Source organism: Arthrobacter sp. 1088, assembly GCF_031455315.1.
Taxonomy (GTDB): Bacteria; Actinomycetota; Actinomycetes; order Actinomycetales; family Micrococcaceae; genus Arthrobacter.
On the sequence record NZ_JAVDSM010000006.1, the window covers coordinates 125,719 to 150,465 of the forward strand.

At 61.4% G+C, this 24,747-nt stretch carries 23 protein-coding genes and 1 pseudogene; 20 read left to right on the top strand and 4 right to left on the bottom strand.

Translation table 11 applies throughout. The features are described from left to right. Nucleotides 1-95 precede the first annotated feature (95 nt). From J2Y41_RS11120 to J2Y41_RS11125, 3 genes are read right to left on the bottom strand one after another with little or no spacing between them, the layout of a single operon-like run. Entirely contained in the window at nt 96-2,036 is a 1,941-nt protein-coding gene (locus J2Y41_RS11120; RefSeq protein ID WP_309928467.1) for a DUF3732 domain-containing protein, read from the bottom strand. Then, nucleotides 2,033-2,524 carry a three component ABC system middle component gene (locus J2Y41_RS23115; protein ID WP_396133519.1) on the bottom strand — a complete coding sequence of 164 codons (492 nt, stop codon included), beginning with the start codon at nt 2,522-2,524 and terminating at the stop codon, nt 2,033-2,035. The genes J2Y41_RS11120 and J2Y41_RS23115 overlap by 4 nt, the downstream gene beginning before the upstream one ends. Next, nucleotides 2,521-3,729 carry an ABC-three component system protein gene (locus tag J2Y41_RS11125; protein WP_309928468.1) on the bottom strand — a complete coding sequence of 403 codons (1,209 nt, stop codon included), beginning with the start codon at nt 3,727-3,729 and terminating at the stop codon, nt 2,521-2,523. The genes J2Y41_RS23115 and J2Y41_RS11125 overlap by 4 nt, the downstream gene beginning before the upstream one ends. A gap of 384 nt (nt 3,730-4,113) precedes the next feature. Between J2Y41_RS11125 and J2Y41_RS11130 the strand changes: the two genes are divergently transcribed. From J2Y41_RS11130 to J2Y41_RS11195, 14 genes and pseudogenes are all read left to right on the top strand, one after another. After that, nucleotides 4,114-4,917: a TIM barrel protein gene (locus J2Y41_RS11130; protein ID WP_309928469.1), complete on the top strand. Its 804-nt coding sequence runs from the start codon at nt 4,114-4,116 to the stop codon at nt 4,915-4,917. 48 nt (nt 4,918-4,965) lie between these two features. Then, nucleotides 4,966-5,922, top strand: a pseudogene (locus tag J2Y41_RS11135) (2-hydroxy-3-oxopropionate reductase); the annotation flags it as partial. Nucleotides 5,923-6,053: 131 nt separating this feature from the next. Then, entirely contained in the window at nt 6,054-7,829 is a 1,776-nt protein-coding gene (gene gcl, locus J2Y41_RS11140) for a glyoxylate carboligase (protein ID WP_309928470.1), read from the top strand. Between the two features lie 19 nt (nt 7,830-7,848). Then, entirely contained in the window at nt 7,849-9,027 is a 1,179-nt protein-coding gene (locus J2Y41_RS11145; RefSeq protein ID WP_309928471.1) for a glycerate kinase, read from the top strand. Further along, nucleotides 9,020-10,369 (top strand): allantoinase AllB, encoded by a 1,350-nt coding sequence (gene allB / locus J2Y41_RS11150; RefSeq protein ID WP_224165429.1) that lies wholly within the window; start codon nt 9,020-9,022, stop codon nt 10,367-10,369. Before J2Y41_RS11145 ends, allB begins: the two co-directional genes overlap by 8 nt. 11 nt (nt 10,370-10,380) lie before the next feature. Then, the gene (locus J2Y41_RS11155; protein ID WP_309928472.1) at nt 10,381-11,178 is read left to right on the top strand and encodes a winged helix-turn-helix domain-containing protein; all 798 of its coding nucleotides are present in this window, start codon (nt 10,381-10,383) and stop codon (nt 11,176-11,178) included. A gap of 99 nt (nt 11,179-11,277) precedes the next feature. Then, complete coding sequence (gene bcp / locus J2Y41_RS11160) at nt 11,278-11,745, top strand: thioredoxin-dependent thiol peroxidase (protein WP_224089058.1); 468 nt, start codon at nt 11,278-11,280, stop codon at nt 11,743-11,745. Nucleotides 11,746-11,955: 210 nt separating this feature from the next. Beyond that, entirely contained in the window at nt 11,956-13,107 is a 1,152-nt protein-coding gene (locus J2Y41_RS11165; protein WP_309928473.1) for a SpoIIE family protein phosphatase, read from the top strand. A 34-nt stretch (nt 13,108-13,141) separates the two neighbouring features. Beyond that, nucleotides 13,142-15,130, top strand: coding sequence for a glycosyltransferase family 2 protein (locus tag J2Y41_RS11170; RefSeq protein ID WP_309928474.1), 1,989 nt, complete (start codon nt 13,142-13,144; stop codon nt 15,128-15,130). Next, nucleotides 15,120-15,452: an STAS domain-containing protein gene (locus tag J2Y41_RS11175; RefSeq protein ID WP_224089065.1), complete on the top strand. Its 333-nt coding sequence runs from the start codon at nt 15,120-15,122 to the stop codon at nt 15,450-15,452. The genes J2Y41_RS11170 and J2Y41_RS11175 overlap by 11 nt, the downstream gene beginning before the upstream one ends. Beyond that, entirely contained in the window at nt 15,445-15,864 is a 420-nt protein-coding gene (locus tag J2Y41_RS11180) for an ATP-binding protein (protein WP_309928475.1), read from the top strand. Before J2Y41_RS11175 ends, J2Y41_RS11180 begins: the two co-directional genes overlap by 8 nt. 212 nt (nt 15,865-16,076) lie before the next feature. Then, nucleotides 16,077-16,673, top strand: coding sequence for a hypothetical protein (locus J2Y41_RS11185; protein ID WP_309928476.1), 597 nt, complete (start codon nt 16,077-16,079; stop codon nt 16,671-16,673). A gap of 83 nt (nt 16,674-16,756) precedes the next feature. After that, nucleotides 16,757-17,836, top strand: coding sequence for a C2 family cysteine protease (locus J2Y41_RS11190; RefSeq protein WP_309928477.1), 1,080 nt, complete (start codon nt 16,757-16,759; stop codon nt 17,834-17,836). An 8-nt stretch (nt 17,837-17,844) separates the two neighbouring features. Continuing rightward, nucleotides 17,845-18,117, top strand: a complete 273-nt coding sequence (locus J2Y41_RS11195) for a hypothetical protein (RefSeq protein ID WP_309928478.1) — start codon at nt 17,845-17,847, stop codon at nt 18,115-18,117. A gap of 150 nt (nt 18,118-18,267) precedes the next feature. Here the strand turns inward: J2Y41_RS11195 and J2Y41_RS11200 are convergent, their stop codons facing one another. After that, the gene (locus J2Y41_RS11200) at nt 18,268-19,362 is read right to left on the bottom strand and encodes an alanine--glyoxylate aminotransferase family protein (RefSeq protein WP_309928479.1); all 1,095 of its coding nucleotides are present in this window, start codon (nt 19,360-19,362) and stop codon (nt 18,268-18,270) included. A 133-nt stretch (nt 19,363-19,495) separates the two neighbouring features. Here J2Y41_RS11200 and J2Y41_RS11205 point away from each other — a divergent pair, with 133 nt between their 5' ends. The 6 genes from J2Y41_RS11205 to purM all read left to right on the top strand — a co-directional run bounded on the left by J2Y41_RS11205 (nt 19,496) and on the right by purM (nt 24,668). Continuing rightward, a complete protein-coding gene (locus J2Y41_RS11205; protein ID WP_309928480.1) occupies nt 19,496-20,326 on the top strand; it encodes a phosphatase PAP2 family protein in 831 nt (276 codons plus the stop codon). Nucleotides 20,327-20,481: 155 nt separating this feature from the next. Beyond that, on the top strand, nt 20,482-20,991 hold the full coding sequence (uraD, locus tag J2Y41_RS11210) for a 2-oxo-4-hydroxy-4-carboxy-5-ureidoimidazoline decarboxylase (protein ID WP_224089081.1): 510 nt from the start codon (nt 20,482-20,484) through the stop codon (nt 20,989-20,991). Beyond that, nucleotides 20,988-21,329 (top strand): hydroxyisourate hydrolase, encoded by a 342-nt coding sequence (gene uraH / locus J2Y41_RS11215; protein ID WP_224089084.1) that lies wholly within the window; start codon nt 20,988-20,990, stop codon nt 21,327-21,329. Before uraD ends, uraH begins: the two co-directional genes overlap by 4 nt. Before the next feature lie 80 nt (nt 21,330-21,409). Further along, the gene (locus tag J2Y41_RS11220) at nt 21,410-21,754 is read left to right on the top strand and encodes a hypothetical protein (protein ID WP_309928481.1); all 345 of its coding nucleotides are present in this window, start codon (nt 21,410-21,412) and stop codon (nt 21,752-21,754) included. A gap of 134 nt (nt 21,755-21,888) precedes the next feature. Next, nucleotides 21,889-23,514: an amidophosphoribosyltransferase gene (gene purF, locus J2Y41_RS11225; RefSeq protein ID WP_224089088.1), complete on the top strand. Its 1,626-nt coding sequence runs from the start codon at nt 21,889-21,891 to the stop codon at nt 23,512-23,514. After that, nucleotides 23,511-24,668, top strand: coding sequence for a phosphoribosylformylglycinamidine cyclo-ligase (purM, locus tag J2Y41_RS11230; RefSeq protein WP_309928482.1), 1,158 nt, complete (start codon nt 23,511-23,513; stop codon nt 24,666-24,668). The genes purF and purM overlap by 4 nt, the downstream gene beginning before the upstream one ends. Nucleotides 24,669-24,747: the final 79 nt, after the last annotated feature.

The window sequence follows — 24,747 nt, forward strand, 5'->3', positions numbered from 1 at the left end:
ACGTATGTAGGCGAGATCTGAAACCATTCACCATCACAGAAGCAAAAAACCTTTGTAGAGGCCTTAATAGCCAAAGAACAAGGCTTTAGGAAGAGTTACCCCAGATCACCAGACGGCCCAGAGAGCCATTCCGGAGGTATGAGCGCTTCATGCCCTCGCCAACGCTCCACAATGGCGTCTTGAAACCATTCTTCCTCAAGATCGGCATGTTCAGTAACGATTACTTGGAATCCCGAAGGTGAAGTAGCAATGAACTTCCGGACTGCGGAGTAGATTGCAATCAATGATTCTCTATCATCTTCGCCTAGATCTTCCTCCGAGGGGTCCTTATGATCTGCCGGAAAATAAACCTGAGAAGGCTGGTCCAAGAACAAAAAGCGGGGCATGGGCCTGTTTGTGCGCCCCAAGTAGCTATGCAAGCCAATAAGGACGGCCAAGTGATACCCGAGCCAGTTCTCCGCGCTTCCAATTTCACGCAAGGGATACCGGCCTTCAGGAGTGTCAACTACGACCGTTAGCTTACGGATGTCCAGGTTCGTCGGCGCTGGCGCGTGCTCAAGTTGGAGCTCGGTCGCAACCTCGGTTGCCATCTGGCCAATTAAAGCGAGGGCGGTGGACAACCGTTCCTGAACCCCTTCAGGATCGAGCAGGCGTTCGAGCAAGTCCACTTGCTCTTGGAGCTCAGCTATTCGAGACTGAGTAAACGACGACTCTATCTGACTTCTTGTAGACGATAGATATAGTCTAACTTTTCCTCGCAATTCGGCTCTTGCCAAATTGAGCTCCCTCGCTTGAATAAAGGCATCGTGAGCCGTAGTGCTGGCCTCAATTTCTTCTTGGTTTGAACGTAGTTCTGCAGAGAGTTCATTTAGCTCTTTGTCATACTCATCGAGAACCTTTTGCAGTTGAGGTGTGTCCCCCCGGACGTCCTCAAGTTCGGCAGAAATAGCTGTTAGGTGCTCGTGAAGTGTCGCCGCTAAAGAGTCACCTGCAGGTCGAGATGTGAAGCAAAGCGGGCAGATGGTCTCGGCTTCACTGATGTTCGGCAATAAGTTGAGCGTCTCCAGCCTAGCTTTCTGTTCGCCCGCCTCGCTACTGAAACGAGACTCGTGCTGCATCAACGCAACGACTTCTCGCCTACTTGAACGCAATTCGGCAAGCCGCATGCGGAGCCGCTCTCTATTATCCACAAGTATGGTCATTTGATCTTCATCAGCAAATTCTACGAATTCGGAGGGCTCAAAATCTAGGAGACCCCCAAGAACTTCCAGCACAACACCAGCATCGTCCATGCCGGGATCCGCAATAAGACTAAGTGATACAGCTTCACGAAGCAGCCGACGGGCAAGAGGAGGGGCCGATACGTCCGATCGCTCAGAGTCCGCTGCCCGAAGGCGACGTAGCTCCCGCTTCTTCATGCGGAGATCTTCCAGCTTAGAAAGATGGTCGACGTCAACCGCTCCCAGGAAGTAAGGCAATACGTCGCGTATTGTCTGGGGCACCCATTCAAGCGCCTGACCATGAAATAGTACTGATTGACTTGCTATCTCATCCTGATGCTGCAGGGTGAAATGGTTAGTGTGCTTCACGGACACAGAGAAGGACGATCTCGTTCCGGCACCGACGTCAGTTCGGTTTTCCTGAATACCGATTTCACGGGACAGCAATTCGATCGCAGTATCAACGTCAGTATTGCTTTGCACGTCTGCAAGCTTAAGATCATCGGGAATGAATCCGGTTGAGTAGTGCATACGCGTGTTCACTTGGCGACCGGTTTCTGGCGCGGGCCTAGCAATAAGAATCCTAGTTCCCTTGGAAACCAACTCAAGACAGAACACTTCCACGTGATTTCGTATCACACCACTCGGTACAGTGAATCCAGTAGATCCAAGGCAATATTGTATAATGTCAATAAGAGATGTCTTACCCTTACCGGACCCGCCGGTAATTATATTCAGCTCATTAAGCTTAAATTTAACCGAGCGCCTTTGTCCGGCACGGCTAAACAAATGAACCGCCTGGATTTGGAAAGTCATGGTCTTACTCCAAAAATATTTAGTACCGCGGTAGTGTTGGGGTTTACTGTTAGCCATCGACCTAGGTACTTCGCGGCCTTCTGGATTTGAGCAACCTCTGACGAAGCAGATGTGATGACCTTAGGGGTCTTGTGTTCACCCGGGACGATGAGTGCCCCGTCTATGGCTAGCGTCCTCGTCCTTAGTGCCAGGTCTAGCCCCACCGTAACGAGGGGTGAAATAGCCGCAGCCTTTCCCGGAATAGCGGCGCGTTCTGATGGATGCGAGGCTATCCAAGACACCATCGGCGTGTTTATCCTCATAGATAACGCCAATCTGACGTCCGCGTCTAAGCACATCGGCACGACAAGGTAGGCAGTTTCCCAGGGGAGACCACGCCTCCCCTCCTCAACCGCTCCCTGCACCCCTCGCAAGACAGTTACGGCGAGAAGCGCTGGATTAAACAGGGCTGCCGAGTCTCGCGGCAGGTCCAACCACATCCTACTCATCGAGTCCCCTTAGAGGGCTCAGGTTCAAACAACGCCATTAGCTTCGCGGCAAACTCTGGATGCCAGCCAATTACTTTCTCATGGGCCAGCATTTGAAGCGAGCCCCTTACAACGAATGCCTCAGTGCATCTCTCCCTGATGACAGGTTGCGCCGCTCCCTCTGCCCATGAGTACAGGTCTCTCGCCATCGAGAGTTTGGCTTCTTCGCTTGCGGCCGCACCCAGTACGTCATGGAGCTGGTCGAAGTGGAGCTCCCACTCTTCAATCAGCTGTCGCTCGTAGTTCTTAAGCTCCTCCTTCATAATCAAGTTTTGTCGCTGCCACGACGAACGCTGATTGAACGCGCGAAGATAGTTTGTAATTGCACGATTAATTCTTCGCTCATTGACTTCAATAAACCGAAGCTGCTTTACAAAAATGTGATTTTGGAAGCGCTCTGGTGCGGGTTGCAAATTTGCGATTTCCTGGGAAATTGGGAGACTTGTGGCCGAGAAGTCATCCCTTAGCCCCTGTATATAAGCATCAAGTTGATCAAGTTCTATAAACTTGTCAGATTCACTCATGAGCTTGTCAATGCAAAGCGAGACCCACCAACCTTCTAAGTTGTCGACAAACGCGGAAAGGAGATGTCTGGGCATGCCGATGGCCAGACTGCGTTCCAACTGAGTTCTGACAGTCTCGATGTTGGGTGACTGCGCAATTACTTGAATCTTTTGTAGCAGTAACTCCTGCCTTTGTGGACCTAAATCGCGAAAAGCCTTGTACGCTTTCTTGTTTCCTTCATTGGTGCTTTCGGTGCTTATATTGCGCAAGATCGCGAGGGCCGCTGCCACATCTCTCGTCGATTCATCGGGCGACAGCAGCGAGCCGATACTGCCGGAAGCCACAAATCCGGTAGTTATCAATCTGAAACTAACCTTGCTCAGATCGATTCCTGGCTCGTCGAACAGGGACGACCAAATCCTGAGCGTCTTCCACAGATCTGAACTTCTGTCGGTAAGTGAAGAGTCCTCGTCGCGGTGTTTCAGCTGCTCAATTCGATGTCCCGACACGCTTATCAGTTCGACATCATCCGCCGACTCAATAGCGATTCGCCCTAGCAGGTCTTCGCGCGCCGCTTCAATGGCCTGCCAGAGGGCATAACGGAGCTGGTGCAAGTACCCGATTAGTGAGGCGCTTGCGTCAAATTGAGATACGTCACTCATTGCCTTAACTCGTCTTCTCGATTCCGTAGATGCCGGGACCATATGATCACGTGATGCGTCCTCACCTGGTGATTGTGGCCCCAACCCACTTGTGTGTCGGATCTGCGATCACTCCCGACCTCATTAGCTAGCAACCAGCTAGGCATCATGAATCCCGGCACGCCCATTGATCGTGCGTAGGGTGGCCGACCAGGCTCCGGATCTTCGCCAAAGGGCGCTACCAACCACGGCTCGTATCCCAAACCCCACCTCCCCACCCACCCCCTTGACTCCCACCCCCACCTTCCCTAAACTTTTCATAAAGCAGAATCTAAATTCCACAAAGCGGAAACTGAAGCCAAGCAACGGAAGATAGATCCAAGCCCCTCCTCGGAAGGACCTACGATGACGTACACAGTGAACTGCTCCATCCTCCTGACGGAGCTGCCCTTGCTCGAGCGCCCCGCCGCCGCGAAGGCAGCCGGTTTTGACGCCGTCGAGTTCTGGTGGCCCTTCGCCACTTCGGTTCCCACCGACAAAGAGACCACCGAATTCGAGAACGCCATCAAGGACGCCGGCGTTCAGCTCACGGGCCTGAACTTCAACGCCGGCAACATGCCCGGCGGCGACCGCGGCCTGGTTTCCTGGCCCGCACGCTCCACCGAGTTCCAGGACAACATCGACGTTGTCGCCGGCATCGGCGAGCGCCTCGGCTGCAAGGCCTTCAACGCCCTCTATGGCAACCGGATCGACGGCGAATCGCCTGAGAAGCAGGACGCCATCGGTGCAAAGAACCTCGCGGCAGCAGCAGAAGGCGTCGCCCGCATCGGCGGCACCGTCCTCCTCGAGCCGGTCAGCGGCGCACCCAAGTACCCGCTCCTCACCGCCGAAGACGCACTCAAGGTCATCGCCCGCGTCAAGGCAGAATCCGGCGCACAGAACATCAAGCTCCTCGCCGACTTCTACCACCTGGCCGTCAACGGCGACGACGTGGAATCCGTCATCGAGAACCACGCCAAGGACTTCGGCCACATCCAGATCGCCGACAACCCCGGCCGCGGCGCACCCGGAACCGGCACGCTCCCCCTCGGCGAATGGATCGCCCGCAGCCGCGAACTCGGCTACGGCGGCTACATCGGCCTTGAGTACAAGGAACCGCAGGAAACGGCCTTCAGCTGGGCCATCCGCCAGCGTGCCGCAGCCAACTAAGCCCCGCACGCCCAACTAAGTAGCAGCAGAGCGCGTTTAGGACGCTCAAAACGCGCACAAATGCGACCTAGTTGGGTAAGCACACCTGAGTTAACACACACAGACTTCCCCGGAAAGAGAAACACAATGAGCAACGTTGCAGTCATCGGACTCGGAATCATGGGCCTGCCCATGGCCATCAACCTCGTCAAGGCCGGCCACACGGTCACCGGTTTCAACCGCAGCCAGGACAAGATCGACAAGCTCGTCTCTGAGGGCGGCCAGGGTGCCACGAGCATCGCGGACGCAGTCAAGGACGCCGACGTCGTCATCACCATGGTCCCGGACTCCCCCGATGTTGAGGGCGTAGTCAGCGGCAAGGACGGCGTCTTCGCCAACGCGAAGAAGGGCGCACTCTGGATCGACGCATCCAGCATCCGCCCGGACGTCGCCGCCCGACTCGCAGCAGACGCCAAAGAAGCAGGCATCCGCCCGCTGGATGCACCAGTGAGTGGCGGCGAGCAGGGCGCCATCGACGCCGTCCTGTCCATCATGGTCGGTGGCGAAGCTGCTGACTTCGAGGCAGCACAGGACGTCCTCAACGCGGTGGGCAAGACCATCGTCCGCGTCGGCCCGTCCGGCTCCGGCCAGACCGTCAAGGCAGCCAACCAGCTCATCGTCGCGGTCAACATCCAGGTCCTTGGCGAGGCCATCGCCTTCCTTGAGGCCTACGGCGTAGACACCGACGCAGCACTGAAGGTCCTCGGCGGCGGCTTGGCCGGTTCCAAGGTCCTGGACCAGAAGGGTCAGAAGATGCTCGACCGCAACTTCGACCCCGGCTTCCGCCTGGCCCTCCACCACAAGGACCTCGGCATCGTCACCTCCGCAGCCCGCGAAGCCAACGTCGCTGTCCCGCTCGGCGCAGTCGTCGCCCAGCTCGTCGCCGCAACCGTCAACCAGGGCGACGGCGGCCTTGACCACTCGGGCCTCTTCAAGCAGGTCCTCCAGCTCAGCGGCCGGAAGTAAAGCACCCCGGCACAAGCCGGAAAACAACAAAGTAGGGAACCCGCCGTCGTACATAAACGACGGCGGCTCCCTCACCACACCCAAAAACACCACAGACTTCGCCCGAAAAGGGCAATAACAAGGAGTACACCATGGCTAAGATGCGCACCGTTGATGCGGCAGTCGCCATCCTGGAAAAGGAAGGCGCCACCGAGGCTTTCGGCCTGCCAGGCGCAGCGATCAACCCCTTCTACTCAGCAATGCGTGCCCACGGCGGCATCCGCCACACGCTGGCCCGCCACGTTGAGGGCGCCAGCCACATGGCTGACGGTTACAGCCGTGCAGCTGATGGCAACATCGGCATCTGCATCGGCACGTCGGGCCCCGCTGGCACCGACATGATCACCGGCCTGTACGCAGCCTGGGCAGATTCCATCCCCATGCTCTGCATCACCGGCCAGGCACCCGTTGCCAAGCTGCACAAGGAAGACTTCCAGGCCGTGGACATCGAGTCCATCGCCAAGCCGGTCACCAAGATGGCCATGACCATCCTGGAACCGGGCCAGGTTCCCGGCGCTTTCCAGAAAGCGTTCCAGCTGATGCGCTCGGGTCGTCCGGGCCCGGTCCTGCTGGACCTGCCCATCGACGTGCAGATGGCCGAGATCGAGTTCGACATCGAGACGTACGAGCCCCTGCCCATCGAGAAGCCCAAGGCTTCCCGCAAGCAGCTGGAAAAGGCCCTGGACATGCTGACGTCGGCCAAGCACCCGCTGATCGTTGCCGGTGGCGGCATCATCAACGCCGGCGCTTCGGCCCAGTTGGTCGAGCTGGCCGAAATCCTGAACGTTCCGGTTATCCCCACGCTGATGGGCTGGGGTGCCATCCCGGACGACCATCAGCTGATGGCCGGCATGGTTGGCCTGCAGACCTCGCACCGCTACGGCAACGAGACGTTCCTGCAGAGCGACTTCGTGATCGGCATCGGCAACCGCTGGGCCAACCGCCACACCGGCGGCCTGGACACCTACACGGCCGGCCGTAAGTTCGTGCACATCGACATCGAGCCGACGCAGATCGGTCGCGTTTTCTCGCCGGACTTGGGCATCGCGTCCGACGCCGGTGCGGCGCTGGCTGGCCTGATCGAGCTGGCACGCGAGCGCCAGTCGGCTAAGACACTGCCGGACTACTCGGGTTGGGTTGCCGAGTGCCAGGAGCGCAAGGGTTCCCTGCACCGCAAGACCAACTTCGACAACGTGCCCATCAAGCCGCAGCGCGTGTACCAGGAGATGAACAAGGCCTTCGGCCGCGACACCACCTACGTGTCCACCATTGGCCTGTCGCAGATCGCCGGCGCACAGATGCTGCACGTGTTCGGTGCCCGCAAGTGGATCAACGCGGGCCAGGCTGGCCCGCTGGGTTGGACCGCTCCGGCAGCACTGGGTGTTGTAAGGGGAACCCCGGACGCCACCGTTGTTGCCTTGTCCGGTGACTACGACTTCCAGTTCATGATCGAGGAACTGGCCGTGGGCGCGCAGTTCAACCTGCCGTACATCCACGTTGTGGTGAACAACAGCTACCTGGGCCTGATCCGTCAGAGCCAGCGCGGCTTCAACATGGAACAGAACGTTTCCCTGGCCTTCGAAAACATCAACTCCCCGGAGACCAACGGCTACGGCGTTGACCACATCAAGGTTGCCGAGGGCTTGGGCTGCAAGGCCATCCGCGTTGAGAACCCGAACGACATGCCTGCCGCCTTCGACAAGGCCAAGGCACTGATGGGCGAGTTCAAGGTTCCCGTGGTGGTTGAAGTGATCCTGGAAAAGATCACCAACATCTCCATGGGCGTTGAGATCAATGGCGTGAACGAGTTCGAAGAGCTGGCAGAGACCGCGGCGGATGCACCCACCGCGATCCTCGCCAAGGCTTAAAGGAAAAGGAGGCACCGGAATGCGTGTTGTCATCGCCCCGGACAAATTCAAGGGCTCACTGTCCGCGCCCGACGTCGCCAGGCATCTCGCAACAGGATTGCTGGCAGGCTTCGGCCAAACAGGCCTTGAGGCAACACGCATTCCGGTAGCCGACGGCGGCGAAGGAACCATCGACGCCGCCATCGGTTCCGGCTTCACCCGCCGGACCACCACCGTCACCGGCCCGCTGGGCGAACCCGTACAGGCTGATTTTGCAATCAAAAAAACGGAAGCTGTCATCGAAATGGCGGCGGCTTCCGGTCTCGCCCTCCTCCCGGACGGCCCCACGTCAGAGACGGCCAAAACCGCAACCAGCATCGGCACAGGCGAACTCATCCGCGCCGCGCTGGACCTCGGCTGCCGCAAGATCATCCTGGGCGTCGGCGGCAGCGCCAACACCGACGCCGGCGCCGGAGTCCTGCAGGGCCTCGGCGCTGTGTTCCTGGACAAGAACGGCAACGAGCTCCCCGGCGGCGGTGCGGCACTGGCGGAGATCGACAGCATCGACTTCGCAAACTTCGACGTCCGTATCGAGGCAACAGAGTTCGTGCTGGCGTCCGACGTCGACAATCCCCTTTTGGGGGCCAGCGGAGCCCCGGCCATCTTCGGTCCGCAGAAGGGCGCGACGCCGGACGACGTCGCCTCGCTGGATCAAGCCCTGTGCCACTTCGTTGACGTCCTCGCAGCTACAACCGGCCAGCAGGCCAAGGTCGCAGCCAAGGCAGAAGGCGCCGGAGCAGCAGGCGGCGTTGGCTACATTGCCATCGCGGCGCTGAAGGCAGAGCGGCGGCCGGGTATCGACGTCGTGCTTGAATTCACTGACCTCGAACAGAGACTGAAGGGCGCCGACCTGGTGATCACCGGAGAAGGCAGCCTGGACGAACAAAGCCTGCTGGGCAAGACCCCCATGGGTGTCTCCAGAGCAGCCCAGAAAGCCGGGGTTCCGGTGATCGCAGTCTGCGGCCGGAGTACCCTGAGCCGGGAACAACTCACGGATGCCGGCTTCCACACGGTCCACGCACTGACCGATCTGGAAAAAGATGTCCAAAAATGTATCGCTGAAGCAGGTCCGTTGCTTGAACAATTGGGTAAGCACATAGGCGTGTACCTGGCGGAGCGGACCGGCAACCCCGACAACAAGGAGCACCTCAATGTCTGAAGCAATCGGCGCCTATGACCTCGTTATCCGGGGCCAGCGCATCCTGACCACCGCCGGCCTCGCAGCACGCGAAGTTGGCATCCGCGACGGCATCATCGTCGCCATCGAACCCCTGGGCAACGGCCTGACGGGCAACGAGGTCATCGAACTCGCAGACGACGAAACCCTCATCCCCGGCCTCGTGGACACCCACGTCCACGTCAACGAGCCCGGCCGCACCGAGTGGGAAGGCTTCGCCTCCGCCACCCGGGCCGCAGCCGCCGGCGGTGTCACCACCATCATCGACATGCCACTGAACTCCATCCCGCCCACCACCACCGTGGACGGCCTGGAGCAGAAGCGCGTTGTTGCCAAGGACCAGGCCTTCGTGGACGTCGGATTCTGGGGCGGTGCCATCCCGGGCAACAAGAAGGACCTCCGCCCGCTGCACGACGAAGGCGTGTTCGGCTTCAAGTGCTTCCTCCTGCACTCGGGCGTGGATGAGTTCCCGCACCTGGATGCGGATGAGATGGAAGAGGACATGGCGGAGCTCAAGTCCTTCGACTCCCTCATGATCGTGCACGCCGAGGACTCCCACGCGATCGACCGCGCCCCGCACCCCGGCGGCGACCACTACGAGACCTTCCTTGCCTCCCGCCCCCGGGGCGCCGAGAACAAGGCCATCGCCGAGGTCATCGAGCGCGCCCGCTGGACCGGCGCCCGGGCCCACATCCTGCACCTCTCCTCCTCGGACGCCCTGCCGATGATCGCCTCAGCAAAGCGCGACGGCGTCAACCTCACCGTTGAGACGTGCCCGCACTACCTGACGCTCATGGCCGAAGAAATCCCCGACGGCGCCACGGCGTACAAGTGCTGCCCGCCGATCCGTGAGGCCTCCAACCGCGAGCTCCTTTGGAAGGGCCTGCAGGACGGCACCATCGACTGCATCGTCTCGGACCACTCCCCCTCCACACTGGACTTGAAGGACCTGGAAAACGGCGACTTCGCAGTGGCCTGGGGCGGCGTTTCCTCGCTGCAGTTGGGCCTGTCCCTGATTTGGACCGAGGCCCGCCACCGCGGCATCCCGCTGGAACAGGTTGTCTCCTGGATGGCCGAGAAGCCTGCCGCCCTGGCCCGCCTGCACAACAAGGGACAGCTCGCCCTTGGCTACGACGCCGACTTCTCGATCTTCGCTCCGGACGAGGCCTTCGTTGTGGACGTCACCAAGCTCAAGCACAAGAACCCGATCACGCCGTACGACGGCCGTCCCCTTGCCGGCGTCGTCCGCAAAACTTACCTGCGCGGCACCCCGATCGACGGCCAGAACCCCGGCGGCAAGCTGCTCCGCCGCGGCAACGTTTAGGGTCCACCGTCATGGCAGTCAATGCCTACGGGCCACCGCCGTTCCGTGACCCAGCAGCGCGGGCCATGGGTCGGCGGCCGGGACTCAAGACACAGCCCGGCCTGAGCGCGCGTGGCCTTGCTCTTTGGGTCAACCCGGCCGAGGGCGACGAGATTGATCCTGCAGTCTGGGAACGGGCAGCACGCCTTGTGTTGGCCCGGGCCATGAAACTTGCCCCGGAGGCGGAAGTCCGCATCTGGCCCGCCATCGGGGCAGAACACTCCGGCGTCGGCGATACTTCCTGGGGCGGCACTCCGCAGGAAGCCGCCGACGCCGGTACCCACCCTTCCCTGTCCCTTGCCGAGGCTCTCGCAGACGCACTGGCTGACGGAAACTCCCCGTCAAACGGACGAATCACCCCCGCACGCGAGGGTGATGGGTCCGTTGGCCGGGGTCGGATCGGAAGCGGCAGTGCCGCCGTCGAGCCCGTCATGTTGGCCGGGCGCCGTAGTCAACTTGCAATCGACCTCGCGGCTGAAGTAGTACTGCTCGACGGCGAGCCGGTTGCCTTTACTGGCATGGAATACAAGCTGTTGCGCTACCTCGTGGTGAACTGCTCCAGGGCAATCAGTCGTGAAGAATTGCAACGTTTCCTTGAGTCATTTGACCTCCCCGGCGCGGCATTTCGCTCCATTGACGTTTATGTTGGAAGGGTGAGGCGGAAGCTCGGAAGCGCCCGCCACACTGTCGCCACCGTCCGTGGTGGTGGCTACCAGTTCGTGCCAGGGCCTTATGCCACAGTGCGCGGACCTGCGGAATACAGCATCTGATTTCGCTGTTGTAAAAGATCAATGCACCGCAATTCTCGAATGACCGCTGTTGTTTTAAATGCATGCCGGCTGCAAGCCGGTGAAACGTAAAGGATCGCCATGACCCAGAAACTCCTCGTCGGAACGCAAGCACCTGACTTCGCGCTGCTCGACGCCGACGGCACCAAGGTCTCGCTGTCCGATTACCGCGGACGCAACGTCATTGTGTACTTCTACCCCAAGGCAGCCACCCCCGGCTGCACCACCGAGGCCTGCGATTTCCGCGACAACCTCGCAAGCCTGCAGGGCAATGGTTACGACGTCATCGGGATCTCCCCGGACGGCCCCGAGGCCCTCGCAAAGTTCACTGGCGAATTTGCGCTCACCTTCCCGCTGCTCTCCGATGAGGACCACTCCGTGGCCCTTGCCTACGGCGCCTGGGGCGAGAAGCTGGTTGACGGCGAAATCGTCGAGGGACTGGTCCGCTCCACCGTTGTGCTCGACGGCGAAGGCACCGTCAAGCTCACCCAGTACCAGGTCAGCGCCCAGGGCCACGTCCAGGCCCTGAAGGAAGAGCTGGGCGTCTAACCCTCTCGCACATCCTGCGGCTTTAGGGCAATCCCTCTCTCACATCCTGCAGCTTAAGGGCAATCCCTCTCGCACATCCTGCGGCTTTAGGGCAATCCCTCTCGCACATAACTGCACAAATTTTGTAACGCCCGCCCACTATTGTGAGCGGGCGTTACACGTACCTTTACTAAACGTGACAAAAGCTCCGCGGCAGTAGTTAATGGAGCCATGGTCTCAACCGCGTCCCCACGCCATGCTGTAGTCATCGAAGATGACGCCGACATCCGTGGCCTCCTCGTTCTGGTCCTTGAGCAGCTCGATTTCGTGGTGACAGAAGCGCCCGACGGTCTTTCCGGCGTCGAGGCTGTCCGTAACACCAACGCCGAACTGGTGACGCTGGACATCAACCTCCCGGACATCGATGGCATGGAAGTTTGCAGGCGCCTCCGGGAATTCTCGGACGCTTACATCATGATGCTCACGGCCCGTGCCGACGAGATTGACCGGCTCACCGGTTTGGACACCGGCGCGGACGATTACATCAACAAACCGTTCAGCCCCAAGGAACTGCAGGCCCGCATCCGGGCGCTGTTCCGCAGGGCACGCACGCCCGCCGAGGACACGCGCCAGACTGACGAACTCGCCCGCGCTGCGGTTGTGCAGACAAGCCTCCTCCCGCAGGAAACGGTGCGGCTAAACGATTACGACGTCGCTGGCGCCTTCCGCCCATCGCGCAGCGTGGGTGGGGACTTCTACGACTGGTACCAGACCAGCGACGGCATGCACCTGACGTTCGCCGACGCCATGGGCAAAGGCATGGGCGCGGCCTTGATAGCGGCCACCGTCCGCGCCGTCATGAGGTCCGTGGCGGATACCCCGGCAATTGCTGACGCCTTCGGCTCCGCCAGCGCCACGCTGACCTCCGACCTGGACCAGTCAGGGTCCTTCGTGACCATGTTCCATGCGCGCCTGGACAGTGCCTCGGGCAGGCTCAGCTATGTCGACGCCGGTCATGGACTTGGGCTGCACGTCCCGGCCGAGGGGGCAGCACGGAGGTTGGTTTCCGCGGGGCCACCCGTCGGGATTATGGACGGACAGCAATGGCCGGCCGCGGAACTGCAATTGGAGCCCGGCGATTCGCTGGTGATCGTCAGCGATGGCGTACTCGACGCGCACGAATCCCTTGAAGAGTTTGTGAGGAACGTAGAGAAGGCGGCGCGGAGCGGGGGCACCTCGGAAGACGTCTGCGCTGCCCTGCTTGAACTGGCCCCGGCGGACACAGCGGAAGATGACGTGACCGCCGTCGTGGTTCACCGACGGCGTGGGGTTCACCCAACACTCGATGCAGGGCTGGAACGCAACCACAGCGGAGTTGCTTAGATCATCCGGTACTAGCCACGAAAAAGGGGGGAACGTGACGCGATTCTGGACTCGGCTTTGTGTTGTCCTAACGGTCATTCTGGGCGTGAACTACGTGGCGTGGCGCTGGCTGGCTTCGCTGAACTGGGAAGCGTGGTGGATCGCTGTTCCGTTGGTGATTGCCGAGACCTACAGCCTCATTGACGTCATGCTCTTCGGCATGACGGTGTGGAACCTGAAGATCCGCAAGCCACCGCCCGCGGCGCCGGACACCGCTACCGTGGACGTTTTCATCACCACGTACAACGAACCCCTGGACCTGGTCATGACCACGGCCCTCGCCGCCAAAGACATCCGCTGGCCGCACAGTACCTGGATCCTGGACGACGGCGACCGCCCTGGGATGCGCGAGCTCGCCGAGTCGAACGGAATCGGCTACGTGACCCGCGGTGCCGATTGGACACCGGACATGCCGCGGCACGCCAAGGCCGGCAACCTGAACAACGCGCTCATGATTACATCGGGCGAGTACCTGTTGATTCTCGACGCCGACCAGATCCCCGAGCCTGACATCCTGGACAAGACGCTGGGCTACTTCAACGATGACCGTGTGGCGTTGGTCCAAACGCCCCAGTACTTCGTCAACGTTCCCGCCGACGATCCCCTGGGCAGCCAGGCTCCCCTCTTCTATGGGCCAATCCAGCAAGGCAAGGACGGCTGGAACGCGGCGTTCTTCTGCGGCTCCAACGCCATCCTGCGCAGGGAAGCCCTCATGCAGCTTGGTTTGGTGGGCTACGTCAAGGCCACCGAGAAGAGTGTGCGCCGTGCTCTGGCTGCGTCGCGCACCGCTATTAAGAAGGCCCGGCGATCGCCCGAGGCTGGGAACCCGCTGGTCGAGCAAATGTTGAACGAGGTGGAAGCTGCAACCGAAAACGCGCAGCAGGAGCTCGAAGCCGGGGCATCCCTGAGCGAGATCACCTACCGTGTACGCCGCAAAGTGGACGACGCCGTGCGCACACTCGTGGCCGCCGACTTCTCGGCGCTCCAATCCGACCTCGAAGAAATCGCCGCCATGGAACTGGCCCACGTCGGCGAGTCTGGTGTCACAACAGTGGCGAGTGACGCCGTCGACCGGATGTCCGGACGCGACTGGTCACCGCTCGGCGCCCTCGAATCGGTCCATGCAGTCCTGGATGCCATTTCCGTGGAACGAACCGACGAAGCCCAGCCGATCATGCCCTTGGCCACGATCTCCGTCACCGAAGACATGGCTACCGCGATGCGCCTGCACGCCCTCGGCTGGAAGAGCGTCTACCACCACGAAGTCCTCGCGAACGGGCTGGCTCCCGAGGACATCAAGACCATGCTGACCCAGCGCCTTCGCTGGGCCCAAGGCACTATGCAGGTCCTCCTGCGCGAAAACCCTCTCGTCCAACGCCGCCTCACATGGGGCCAGCGGCTCATGTACTTCTCCACCATGTGGAGCTACCTGAGCGGCTTCGCGGCCGTCGTCTACTTTGCGGCCCCGATCATCTATCTGACGCTCGGCATCCTTCCCGTGACCAGCCTGAGCTTCGACTTCTTCATCCGTTTCATACCGTTCATGGTGGTAAACCAGATGCTGTTCGTCATCGCCGGGCACGGGATCCCCACCTGGCGCGGACAGCAGTACAGCCTCGCGCTGTTCCCCACCTGGATCAAGGCCTGCACGACGGCGGCACGCAACGTCTGGTTCGGACGTCCCCTCGGATTCGCCGTCACCCCCAAGGCCAGGCAAAGTGGCGGCCCCAGTTGGAGCCTGATTCGTCCACAGATCATCGTTGCTTCATTGCTTGCCCTTGCACTGGTTGTTGGGCTTGCCAGGCTTCTTTCTGGCCTGTCGGAGCCCCTCGGAACCCTGGTGAATGTAGCGTGGGTAGCCTTCGACCTTGTGGTCCTGAGCGTCCTGGTCAAGGCAGTTTTGTATAAGGGCTTTGTCCCTGAGGAATTGGCGGGTCCGGAAGGTCCTGGACGCCCCGAAGAGAGGAATGCTGATGCAGTTTAGCTACGAGGTCAAAGACTCCTACGCGGAGGTGAAGAGCGTGGGCCGGTTGAACATGGTGGCCGCTCCGAAGCTGCGGGAACTAGTGGCAGAGGTTGTGGCTGGTGGATCCAGCCGCGTTGTAGTGAACCTTGCAGAAACGGACTTCATGGATTCCTCCGGCCTCGGAGCCCTCATCGGTTGCCTCAAAGCGGCCCGACAGGCAGGCGGCGATTTACGGATCTCCGGCGTGCAGCCCCAGGTCAAGATGGTCCTGGAACTTACCAACATGGACCGCGTTCTGACCGCGTACTCCTCAGCCGAGGAGGCGTTCGGAAATGACTGAAGTCATCGCACGCAGGGGCTACCACGGCCCATCCAACGAGGAAGCAATCGAAGCCATTCACGGCGAGCTTGAAGCATTGTGGGACGACGCCTCCTTCGTCCCTGACATGGACCGGATGACCTTCACCACCGCAGTCATTGAAGCCGCCGCCAACATCGTGCAACACGCCCTTCCCGTGGGCGAGAAGCCCGTGGAGATCGGTGTGGACATCAGCGTCCGGCCCACCCGCCTGGTGGCCAGGGTCAGTGCGTTCAACGCCCGCGAGCCCTTCGCTGAAGACATGCAGCCCGACATGCCGGACGAGGACGCAGAATCCGGGCGGGGCCTTGCGCTCATCGAGGCCTTGGTGACAACCGTGACCTTCGAACGCCAGGACGGCACCAACACGTGGATCCTGACCCGCAACACCTGATCCTCGCTCACATCCAACGCCTTTTCGGGTGATCCTCGCTCACATCCCACCGGTTTTCGGGCGATCCTCGCTCACATCCAACGCCTTTTCGGGCGATCCTCGCTCACATCCAACGCCTTTCCGGGCGATCCTCGCTCACATCCCGCAACTCTGGGTCGCGGGATGGGGTGTTCTGCCCATCGCCAGACATGACGCAACTGTGAAAGCATTCCGTGAGGCCCGACGTCGAGGGCTTGATGAAACTGGGGGATGACATGGACCGCCGAAAGGGCCGCACTGCACGGAAAATACTGGCAGCTGCTCTGATACTTGGGGCGGCAATCATGGTGGGCTGCTCCGCTCCCGACGGCCCCCATACGGAACCCAGCAGTCCCCCTCCGGTGACTGCCGAGCCTGCCCCGGTTGCAGAGAGCTTCACAAAGTACGACGCCCTGCGCAGGGATCTGATCGCGGCATTGGAGAAGACGATGCCGGCAATCACCTGGGCTGTGGACAAGCCTGCCACCATGGCTCTGGCGAGCGACGGCCGGTGCATATTTCACCCGGCGAGCATGAAGAGCAGTGCAGATATTGTGGAGCCATCCAAGAATTTTGAAGCCGTCTTCGCTACGGCCGATCCCATCCTTAAGCAGCACGAATTCCCGGCCTTCGATGGAATTGATGCAGTTCCCGGCGGCTGGACAGTAACCCGCAGCACGGACGGAACCGGTGCCACGGTAATCCTTGAGTCCAAAAGCCCGGCATATCTGCGCATGAACGTTCCCGTGGATTCCAAGACCTGCGACCCCACGGAGCTTCCGGCGAGCTAAGGGGAAGTTCTACCCATCGCCATGAGCAGCTCCCACAGATAACTTGGCTTAGGCTTCAGCTTCAAACATAGGGGGACAGACAGATGCCGGGATTCTACGGTGCTGACGTTGATCAACTTCGGGCGCTCGCCAAGACAATGTCCCGGCATTCGGACAAAATGAGCACGCTTTCGCTGGAATTGGGCCAGCTCATATCCAGCGCGCCGTGGGAGGGCCGCGACGCAGTGATGTTCCGGGCGGCTTGGGAGTCGGAGCACCGCCCCATGCTGAAGCTGATTTCCGGCGAGTTGCAAAGCCAGGCCAACGAACTGAGCCGCAATGCAGACGAGCAGGACAAGACCAGTTCGGAAGGCAGCCGTAGCGGCGACGCAGGCAAACAGGATTCCAATCCTCCCGGCGATCCGGAGCCGTTGGATCCTGATACCTCGGATGTGGATGTTCCAGGCGACGTCCGTAAAGATCCCGATGCAGGTGATCCGAGCGATATCCACCAAGGGCAAATCGGCGACTGCTGGCTCTTGGCGGGCATAGGCTCTGTGGCACAGACGTTGGAGCGCGAAGGCAAACTCGACGAGTTCCTTGCCTCCCACATGCGTCCCGTGGGAGACCCTCCAACGCATTGGGTTGTGACTCTGTACGAAGACGGCGAACCCGTCGAAGTGACGGTGGAGGCCAAGTCCACTGAAGGTGGAGTCCGGGGCGCCGACGGCCAGCCGAACTGGCTTTCCATTTATGAACGTGCTGCGGCCGAGCACCGTGGCGGTTCATACGATGACATTGATGGCGGGTTCAGCAACGATGCAATGGAGCTCATGACGGGACAGTCCGCGGATAAGGACGGCGAACTGGACCTCGACGAGATCGAAGACAAACTTGCTGACGGTCAGGCGGTCTCGGTTGGCACCCAAGACGTCAAGGACGACGACTTTGACTGGTTCTGGGAGCCGGACGAGGTCAGCCGCACGGATGTCGTCCCCAACCACGCCTACATAGTGGTGGACGTAAAGACCAACGACGACGGCGAGAAAGTTGTGGTTCTGGCCAACCCGTGGGGCCCGGCCGGAGGCAAGCTGGACGGCGAGCAGAAGGCCGGCACCCTGGAACTGACCGAGGATGAGTACAAGGAAAACTTTGACTCCGTGTACTCCGTGGGCGTGAAGTAAGGATGACCGTGGAACAGCTGGTTACAGTCAAGCAAGGCATGCAGCCCACTTTTGACGGCGTCAGGGTGGGGGTTGTGAAGATCGGAATTGCCGACGGTGCTCCCGCCATCCAGTTCTGGATCCGCACCGCCGAACAGGAACGAAAGCAGGCCTTCCGCGCAGGTCAGTCGGTCGCCCTTCCGGGGGCTGGCCTCCTGACGATCGCTTCGATCCAGCCCGCCGATGGCAGCACCCCGGCTTCCGCGACTCTGGCGTACGACGCCGGTCACGTCACCGAGTGATCGTCGGCGCCGGCATGATGTGAGAGAACATCCGGCGAAAACGGTCACGATGTGAGAGAACATCCGGCGAAAACGGTCAGGAAGTGAGAGAACATCGGAAGTACGGATGCTCGCTCACATCCAACGGGTTTTCGGGCGATGCTCGCTCACTTACGCCTTGTCGATGGCCTCTTTGAGTGCGCCCAGAACCAAGGTCACTGACGCGCTGTTTGCGTTGGGCCCCATCATTCCGATGCGCCACACAGTATCCGCGAACTCGCCCACGCCCGAACCGATCTCCATACTGAAGTTCTCGAGGAGGTAAGCGCGGACGGCGGCCGAGCTGACGCCGTCGGGGACTTTCACGGTGGTGAGGCTCGGCAGCCGTGCGCCTTCAGCGGCAAACAGCTCAAGTCCCATCTCCTGCAGTCCGCTCTGCAGTGCAGCGCCGGCAGCGCGGTGGCGGGCTTGTACGACGTCGAGCCCCTCGGCGAGGATGCGGTCCAGGGCGGCTTCGAGGCCGGCGATCATGTTGACCGGCGCGGTGTGGTGGTACGTGCGGGCACCACTCGCCGCCCCTACGTAGCCACCGAGCAAGCCGATATCCAGGTACCACGAGCGCGGATCCTTGATCCGCCGTTCAAAGGCCCTGTCCGAGACCGTGAACGGCGAAAGCCCGGGTGGCACGCCCAGGCACTTTTGAGTCCCGGCATATCCGACGTCGATCCCCCAGTCGTCTGCCCGAAGTTCCAGTCCGCCGATGGACGTCACGGCGTCGGTGATCAACAGGGCGTCGCCCTTGCCTGCGCCCAGCGCAGCGATGTCGGAGAGAACGCCGACGGAAGTCTCGGCGTGAACAGCGGCGATCACCTTGGGATGAGGGTGTGCGGCGAGCACCCGGTCAGCATCAACGGGCTGGCCCCACTCGTGGTCAACCCGGACGACAGTAGCCCCGCAACGCCGGGCGACTTCACACATGCGCGCTCCGAATAGTCCGTTGACAGCGATCACTGCCACGTCGCCGTCGGAGACGGTGTTCACGAATGCTGCCTCCATGCCGCCTGAACCTGTGGCACTCAGCGGGAGCGTGCGCGCATTCGAAGTACCCCAGACGGCCCGCAGCCCCTCGCACGTCCGGTCCAGGCGTTCGATGAAGACGGGATCCAAATGCCCGAGCACCGGGTAGGCCAGCGCGGCCATGGCCTCGGGGTAGCAGTTGCTCGGGCCGGGACCGAACAGGAACCTGGACGTCAATATGTCTGGCATGTGCGAACTCCTTCAGCTGGTTCTCGTCATTCTGCCCCAGCGTGCGGTGCGGGGCGAGCCACATCGGCTGCCCCAAGCCCAAACTGCTAAGGTTACTCACCACTACGGAGGCCGCCACGGTGAGGGGACAAGGGTGACGACTGAAGGAAAAGAGCAACCGGAGCAGGGCGTCCGCGGCGAGGTCAGCCAGGACCGGTTCGTCGCAGGACAGGACCTCACACGGTGGAAATCCCCGGTAGGCCGCGTCCTGGCGGGAGCTGCACAGCGGATCACCACACTGCTGGGCCCGTATGCAGCGCTGATCATCACGTTGGCCGTAGGACTTGTCATTGCCGTGTCCCTCGCAGTGGCTTTCGGGGAGGTTTACGAGTCGGTCACTGAAGCCGACGGGGTTGCGGGCCTTGACCATCCGGTCCTTGACGCCGCCAGGTCCGTTCGCTCCCCCGCGCTGGATCTCGCCGTCACTGCCTACACGAATGTTGGCGGCACGGTTGGCATGCCCATCATCGCGGTGGGGATCATGATCGCCTTGGCCACGAAGCGTCGCTCCTGGACTCCTGTCATCCTGATGTTGACGGCGGGCTTGGGCTCACTCCTCATGACTGTCCTGGGCAAGCCTCTGTTTGGCCGCACCCGCCCTGACCTCGCGGACGCAATTCCGCCGTACGAGCACTCGCCGTCGTTTCCCAGCGGCCACTCCCTGAATTCAATCGTGATCGCAGGAATCGTGGCTTACTTGATCATTCTTCGCCTCAAAACGGCCAAGGCCAGAATCATCACGGTGGTGGTGGCATCGGCGTTTGCCGCAACCATGGGCTTGAGTCGTGTCTACCTCGGGCACCACTGGCTCACTGATGTCCTGGCCGCCTGGATTCTCGGGATAGCCTGGCTTGCCTTGGTCATTACGGCGCACCGCCTCTACCTGACTGTGAGAACGCGGCGCTCCGGCGCGGTACTCTCTTGACACCAGCCTAAGTGCTCGGCTTAACTATTTACGTATGCTGAAATAACAGTTCCATGATGCGGAATCAATAGAAGCAAGCTTCCTCCTGCCGGAAAGCAGGAGTTCCGCATAGCCCACACCATGGATGCCAGCATTTGCACGAGGATGACACAAGCATGGAGCTTGCAGTATTCAACAGTGTTGACCGGGACGAGGCCATCAGGACCCTGACCCCTTGCCTGGATATCAGCCGCTGGGTTGAGGACGTCGCGGACGCGCGACCCTTCACGAGCGTCGACGAACTGCTGGGGCAGGCCCGCCAAGCTGCCGAGCCGTTCACGCCGGAAGAGGTGGAGTCCGCACTGGCCCACCACCCCCGGATCGGCGAGCGGCCCAAGGCGCAAACCACCGAAGCGGCCATGTCCCGTTCGGAACAGTCCGGAGTGGACCCCAGCGACGACGGCACGGCCGCCGCCCTCGCCGAGGGAAACCGCGCCTACGAAGAGAAGTTCGGCAGGGTCTTCCTGATCCGCGCGGCAGGACGCAGCGCCCAGGAGATCCTCGGCTCCCTTCAGGAGCGGCTCAACCACACGCCCGAAGAAGAAGACGTAATCGTGGCTGGCCAGCTGCGGGAGATCGCCTTGCTGCGACTCGCAGGCGTGATCAGCGAAGGAGAAAATTCATGACCGTTTCGCAGGTAACCACGCACATCCTGGACACCGGTTCCGGACGCCCGGCGGCGGGGGTCGCCGTCGTACTTTACGTCCGCGAAGGCGATAGCTGGACCCTGGTCGCAAAGGGCGAGACCGACGCCGACGGCCGCATCAAGGATCTCGGTCCGGAGCGGATTCCCGGCGGCGCCTACCGTCTGAACTTCGCCACTGGCGATTACTACGAGGGCCTTGGCACGGAAACGTTCTTCCCGGAAGTGGACCTGAACTTCACGGTTTCGGACGCCGGTGAGCACTATCACGTGCCGCTGCTGCTGAGCCCGTTCGCGTTTTCGACGTACCGCGGCAGCTGACTTGTGTACAGATAATGCCCCTACGGAGCAATCCGAGGGGCATTATCTGTACACAAACAGGGAACGGTAGGCTGGAAGGCATGGCTTCTGAGGACACCAACTCCCCATCCGGAAATGGCACTGCCCGCCGCGAGATTACAGTTCGCCGGGCACCCAGGTTCGTTCCGTTCATGATTCTGGGTGCCATTGTGGGTGCAATCGCCGCCGCCTTCATCGCGTACGGCCGCCCTGCGGACCCCGCCTTCGACGCCAGCACCGTCTTCGGTTTCTTCCTGGTGGCCTGCGTTTCCGGCGGCGTCATCCTGTTCTCGATCTTCGCCCTGGTTCTGGACCGGATCAGCGTCAAGCGGACCAAGCGGGCAGTAGTGGAGGCCGTTCCGGATTCGGTTCCGGATGAGGGTCCAGAGCACGACGGCGGCCGCTAGGCAGCCGGCCCAGCGCACCTCTTTCCGGGGTGCCGCTGTGAGACACGCCGCATTTTGGTCGAATCGGGCCTGTTCATGGGGTCACAAAGCCGGAGCGGGAACTTACCACGGCCACAACATGAGACAATCGACCAGTGGCACGTGGCGACGGAAAACTTTCTCATGATCTTCTCCCCGGCGAAAAAGGCCCTCAGGACGCTTGTGGCGTCTTTGGGGTCTGGGCTCCCGGTGAAGAAGTAGCAAAACTCACCTATTACGGGCTGTATGCGCTGCAGCACCGCGGACAAGAGTCGGCTGGTATTGCTACCAGTGACGGCAAGCGCATCAATGTCTATAAAGACATGGGCCTTGTGTCCCAGGTCTTCGATGAGACGACCCTGAACACCCTCACCGGACACCTGGCCGTTGGCCACTGCCGGTACTCCACCACTGGCGCAAGCCACTGGGCCAATGCGCAGCCCACCTTGGGCGCAACCGCGACCGGCACGGTTGCCTTGGCCCACAACGGCAACCTGACCAACACTGCTGAGCTCCGGGAAATGATCCTCGAGCGCAACGATGGCCAGTTGACCGGTGAAATGAAGCAGGGCAACACCTCTGACACTGCCCTCGTGACAGCCCTCCTTGAGGGTGAAGAGGGCAAGACCCTGGAGCAGACCGCACTGGAGCTGCTGCCCAAGATCAAGGGTGGCTTCTGCTTCGTCTTCATGGATGAAGGAACCCTCTACGCTGCCCGTGATACATACGGCATCCGCCCGCTGTGTCTGGGCCGGCTGGACCGCGGTTGGGTTGTCGCTTCCGAGCAGGCCGGCCTGGCTACCGTTGGTGCGAGCTTCATCCGTGAGATCGAGCCCGGCGAGTTCATTGCCATCGACGAGGACGGCGTCCGCTCCCAGCGCTTCGCCGAGGCCACACCCGCCGGCTGTGTCTTCGAGTATGTCTACCTCGCCCGTCCGGACGCAGCCATCGCAGGCCGCTCCGTGTACGAAGCCCGTGTTGAGATGGGCCGCCAGCTGGCCCGGGAAAACACCCACGAGGCCGACATCGTCATTCCGGTCCCCGAATCCGGTACCCCGGCAGCAGTCGGTTACGCCGAGCAGTCGGGCATCCCTTTCGCGCACGGCTTCGTCAAGAACGCCTACGTTGGCCGCACGTTCATCCAGCCGTCGCAGACCCTGCGCCAGCTCGGCATCCGCCTCAAGCTCAACGCGCTTGAATCCGTGATCCGCGGCAAGCGTGTTGTTGTGGTGGATGACTCGATCGTCCGCGGCAACACGCAGCGGGCCATTGTGCGGATGCTCCGCGAAGCAGGTGCCGCGGCTGTCCACGTGAAGATTTCTTCTCCGCCGGTCCAGTGGCCCTGCTTCTACGGCATCGACTTCGCTTCCCGAGCGGAGCTGATTGCCAACGGCGCCACGATCGAGGAAATCTCCCAGGCAATCGGCGCCGACTCGCTGGCCTACATCTCCGAAGACGGCATGATCGGTGCAACCCAGCAGCCGCGCGAACGCCTCTGCACCGCGTGCTTCACTGGCCAGTACCCGATTGAGCTGCCGCATGCTGACAAGCTGGGCAAGAATCTGCTGGAGCGCACGGACCTCGGCGGATTGCCACCTGTTGCTGAGTCCCCCGCCGACTCCGAGGATCCGGCCGAGAAGCCCGGAGCTACGGGCTGCGATCCGGGCCCGGATGCTGAATTCGAGAACCTGCTGACCGACGCTGATCGTTTGACCGACGCCGACAAGAAAGAGTCTGTATGACCTCCGCAACCCCCGCCGCTGGAAGCACCCCGAATTCAACGGGCATCACCTACGCCTCCGCGGGTGTCGACGTCGAAGCGGGAGACCGCGCAGTCGAGCTCATGAAGGACGCCGTGAAGGCGACGCACAACACCTCGGTGATTGGCGGCGTCGGCGGCTTCGCAGGCCTGTACGACGTCTCGAAGCTGCTCACCTACAAGAAGCCGTTGCTGGCCACGTCCACTGACGGCGTGGGGACCAAGGTTGCTATTGCGCAGGCCATGGACATCCACGACACCATCGGTTTCGACCTCGTGGGCATGGTTGTGGACGACATCGTGGTGGTCGGCGCTGAGCCGCTCTACATGACCGACTACATTGCCTGCGGCAAGGTTGTCCCGGAGCGTATCGCAGACATCGTCCGTGGTATCGCAGCTGCTTGCTCTGTGGCCGGCACCGCCCTGGTTGGCGGCGAGACCGCTGAGCACCCGGGTCTGCTGGGTGAGCACGAATACGACGTCGCCGGTGCCGCTACCGGTGTTGTCGAAGCTGACGCTTTGCTCGGCCCGGACCGCGTCCGCGCCGGCGACGTCGTGATCGGTATGGCATCTTCCGGCCTCCACTCCAACGGCTACTCCCTGGTTCGCCGCGTCATCAACCACGCCGGCTGGGCCCTGGACCGCCAGGTTTCCGAACTCGGCCGCACTCTTGGCGAGGAGCTGCTGGAGCCGACGCGCGTCTACGCAGCTGACTGCCTGGACCTCGCCCGCACATTCCCCGTATCGGCCGGCGCAGCCGTCCACGGCTTCAGCCACGTAACCGGTGGTGGCCTCGCTGCCAACCTGGCGCGTGTCCTCCCGCAGGGCCTGGTGGCCACGGTTGACCGCAACACCTGGGAGCTGCCCGCTATCTTCAAGCTGGTTTCCGAGCTGGGCAACGTGCCCCTGGCCGACCTTGAGCGCACGCTGAACCTCGGCGTCGGCATGGTGGCCATCGTGTCCCCGGAAGCCGCTGACGATGCCGTGGCACGCCTCAACGAGCGCGGCCTGCCGTCCTGGATCATGGGTACGGTTACTGCGGATTCCGACTCGATCGACAAGACCGGCCCGGACTACGTCCAGGGTGCCAAGGGTGTCGACGGCGGTGCCGTGCGTTTGGTGAACGCCTACGCCTAAGCGCGTTTCCTCTTAGTCAAAGAGCGGCCGGGCAGTTGATCTCAACTGCCCGGCCGCTCTTTGTTTTTGCTGCTTGTAG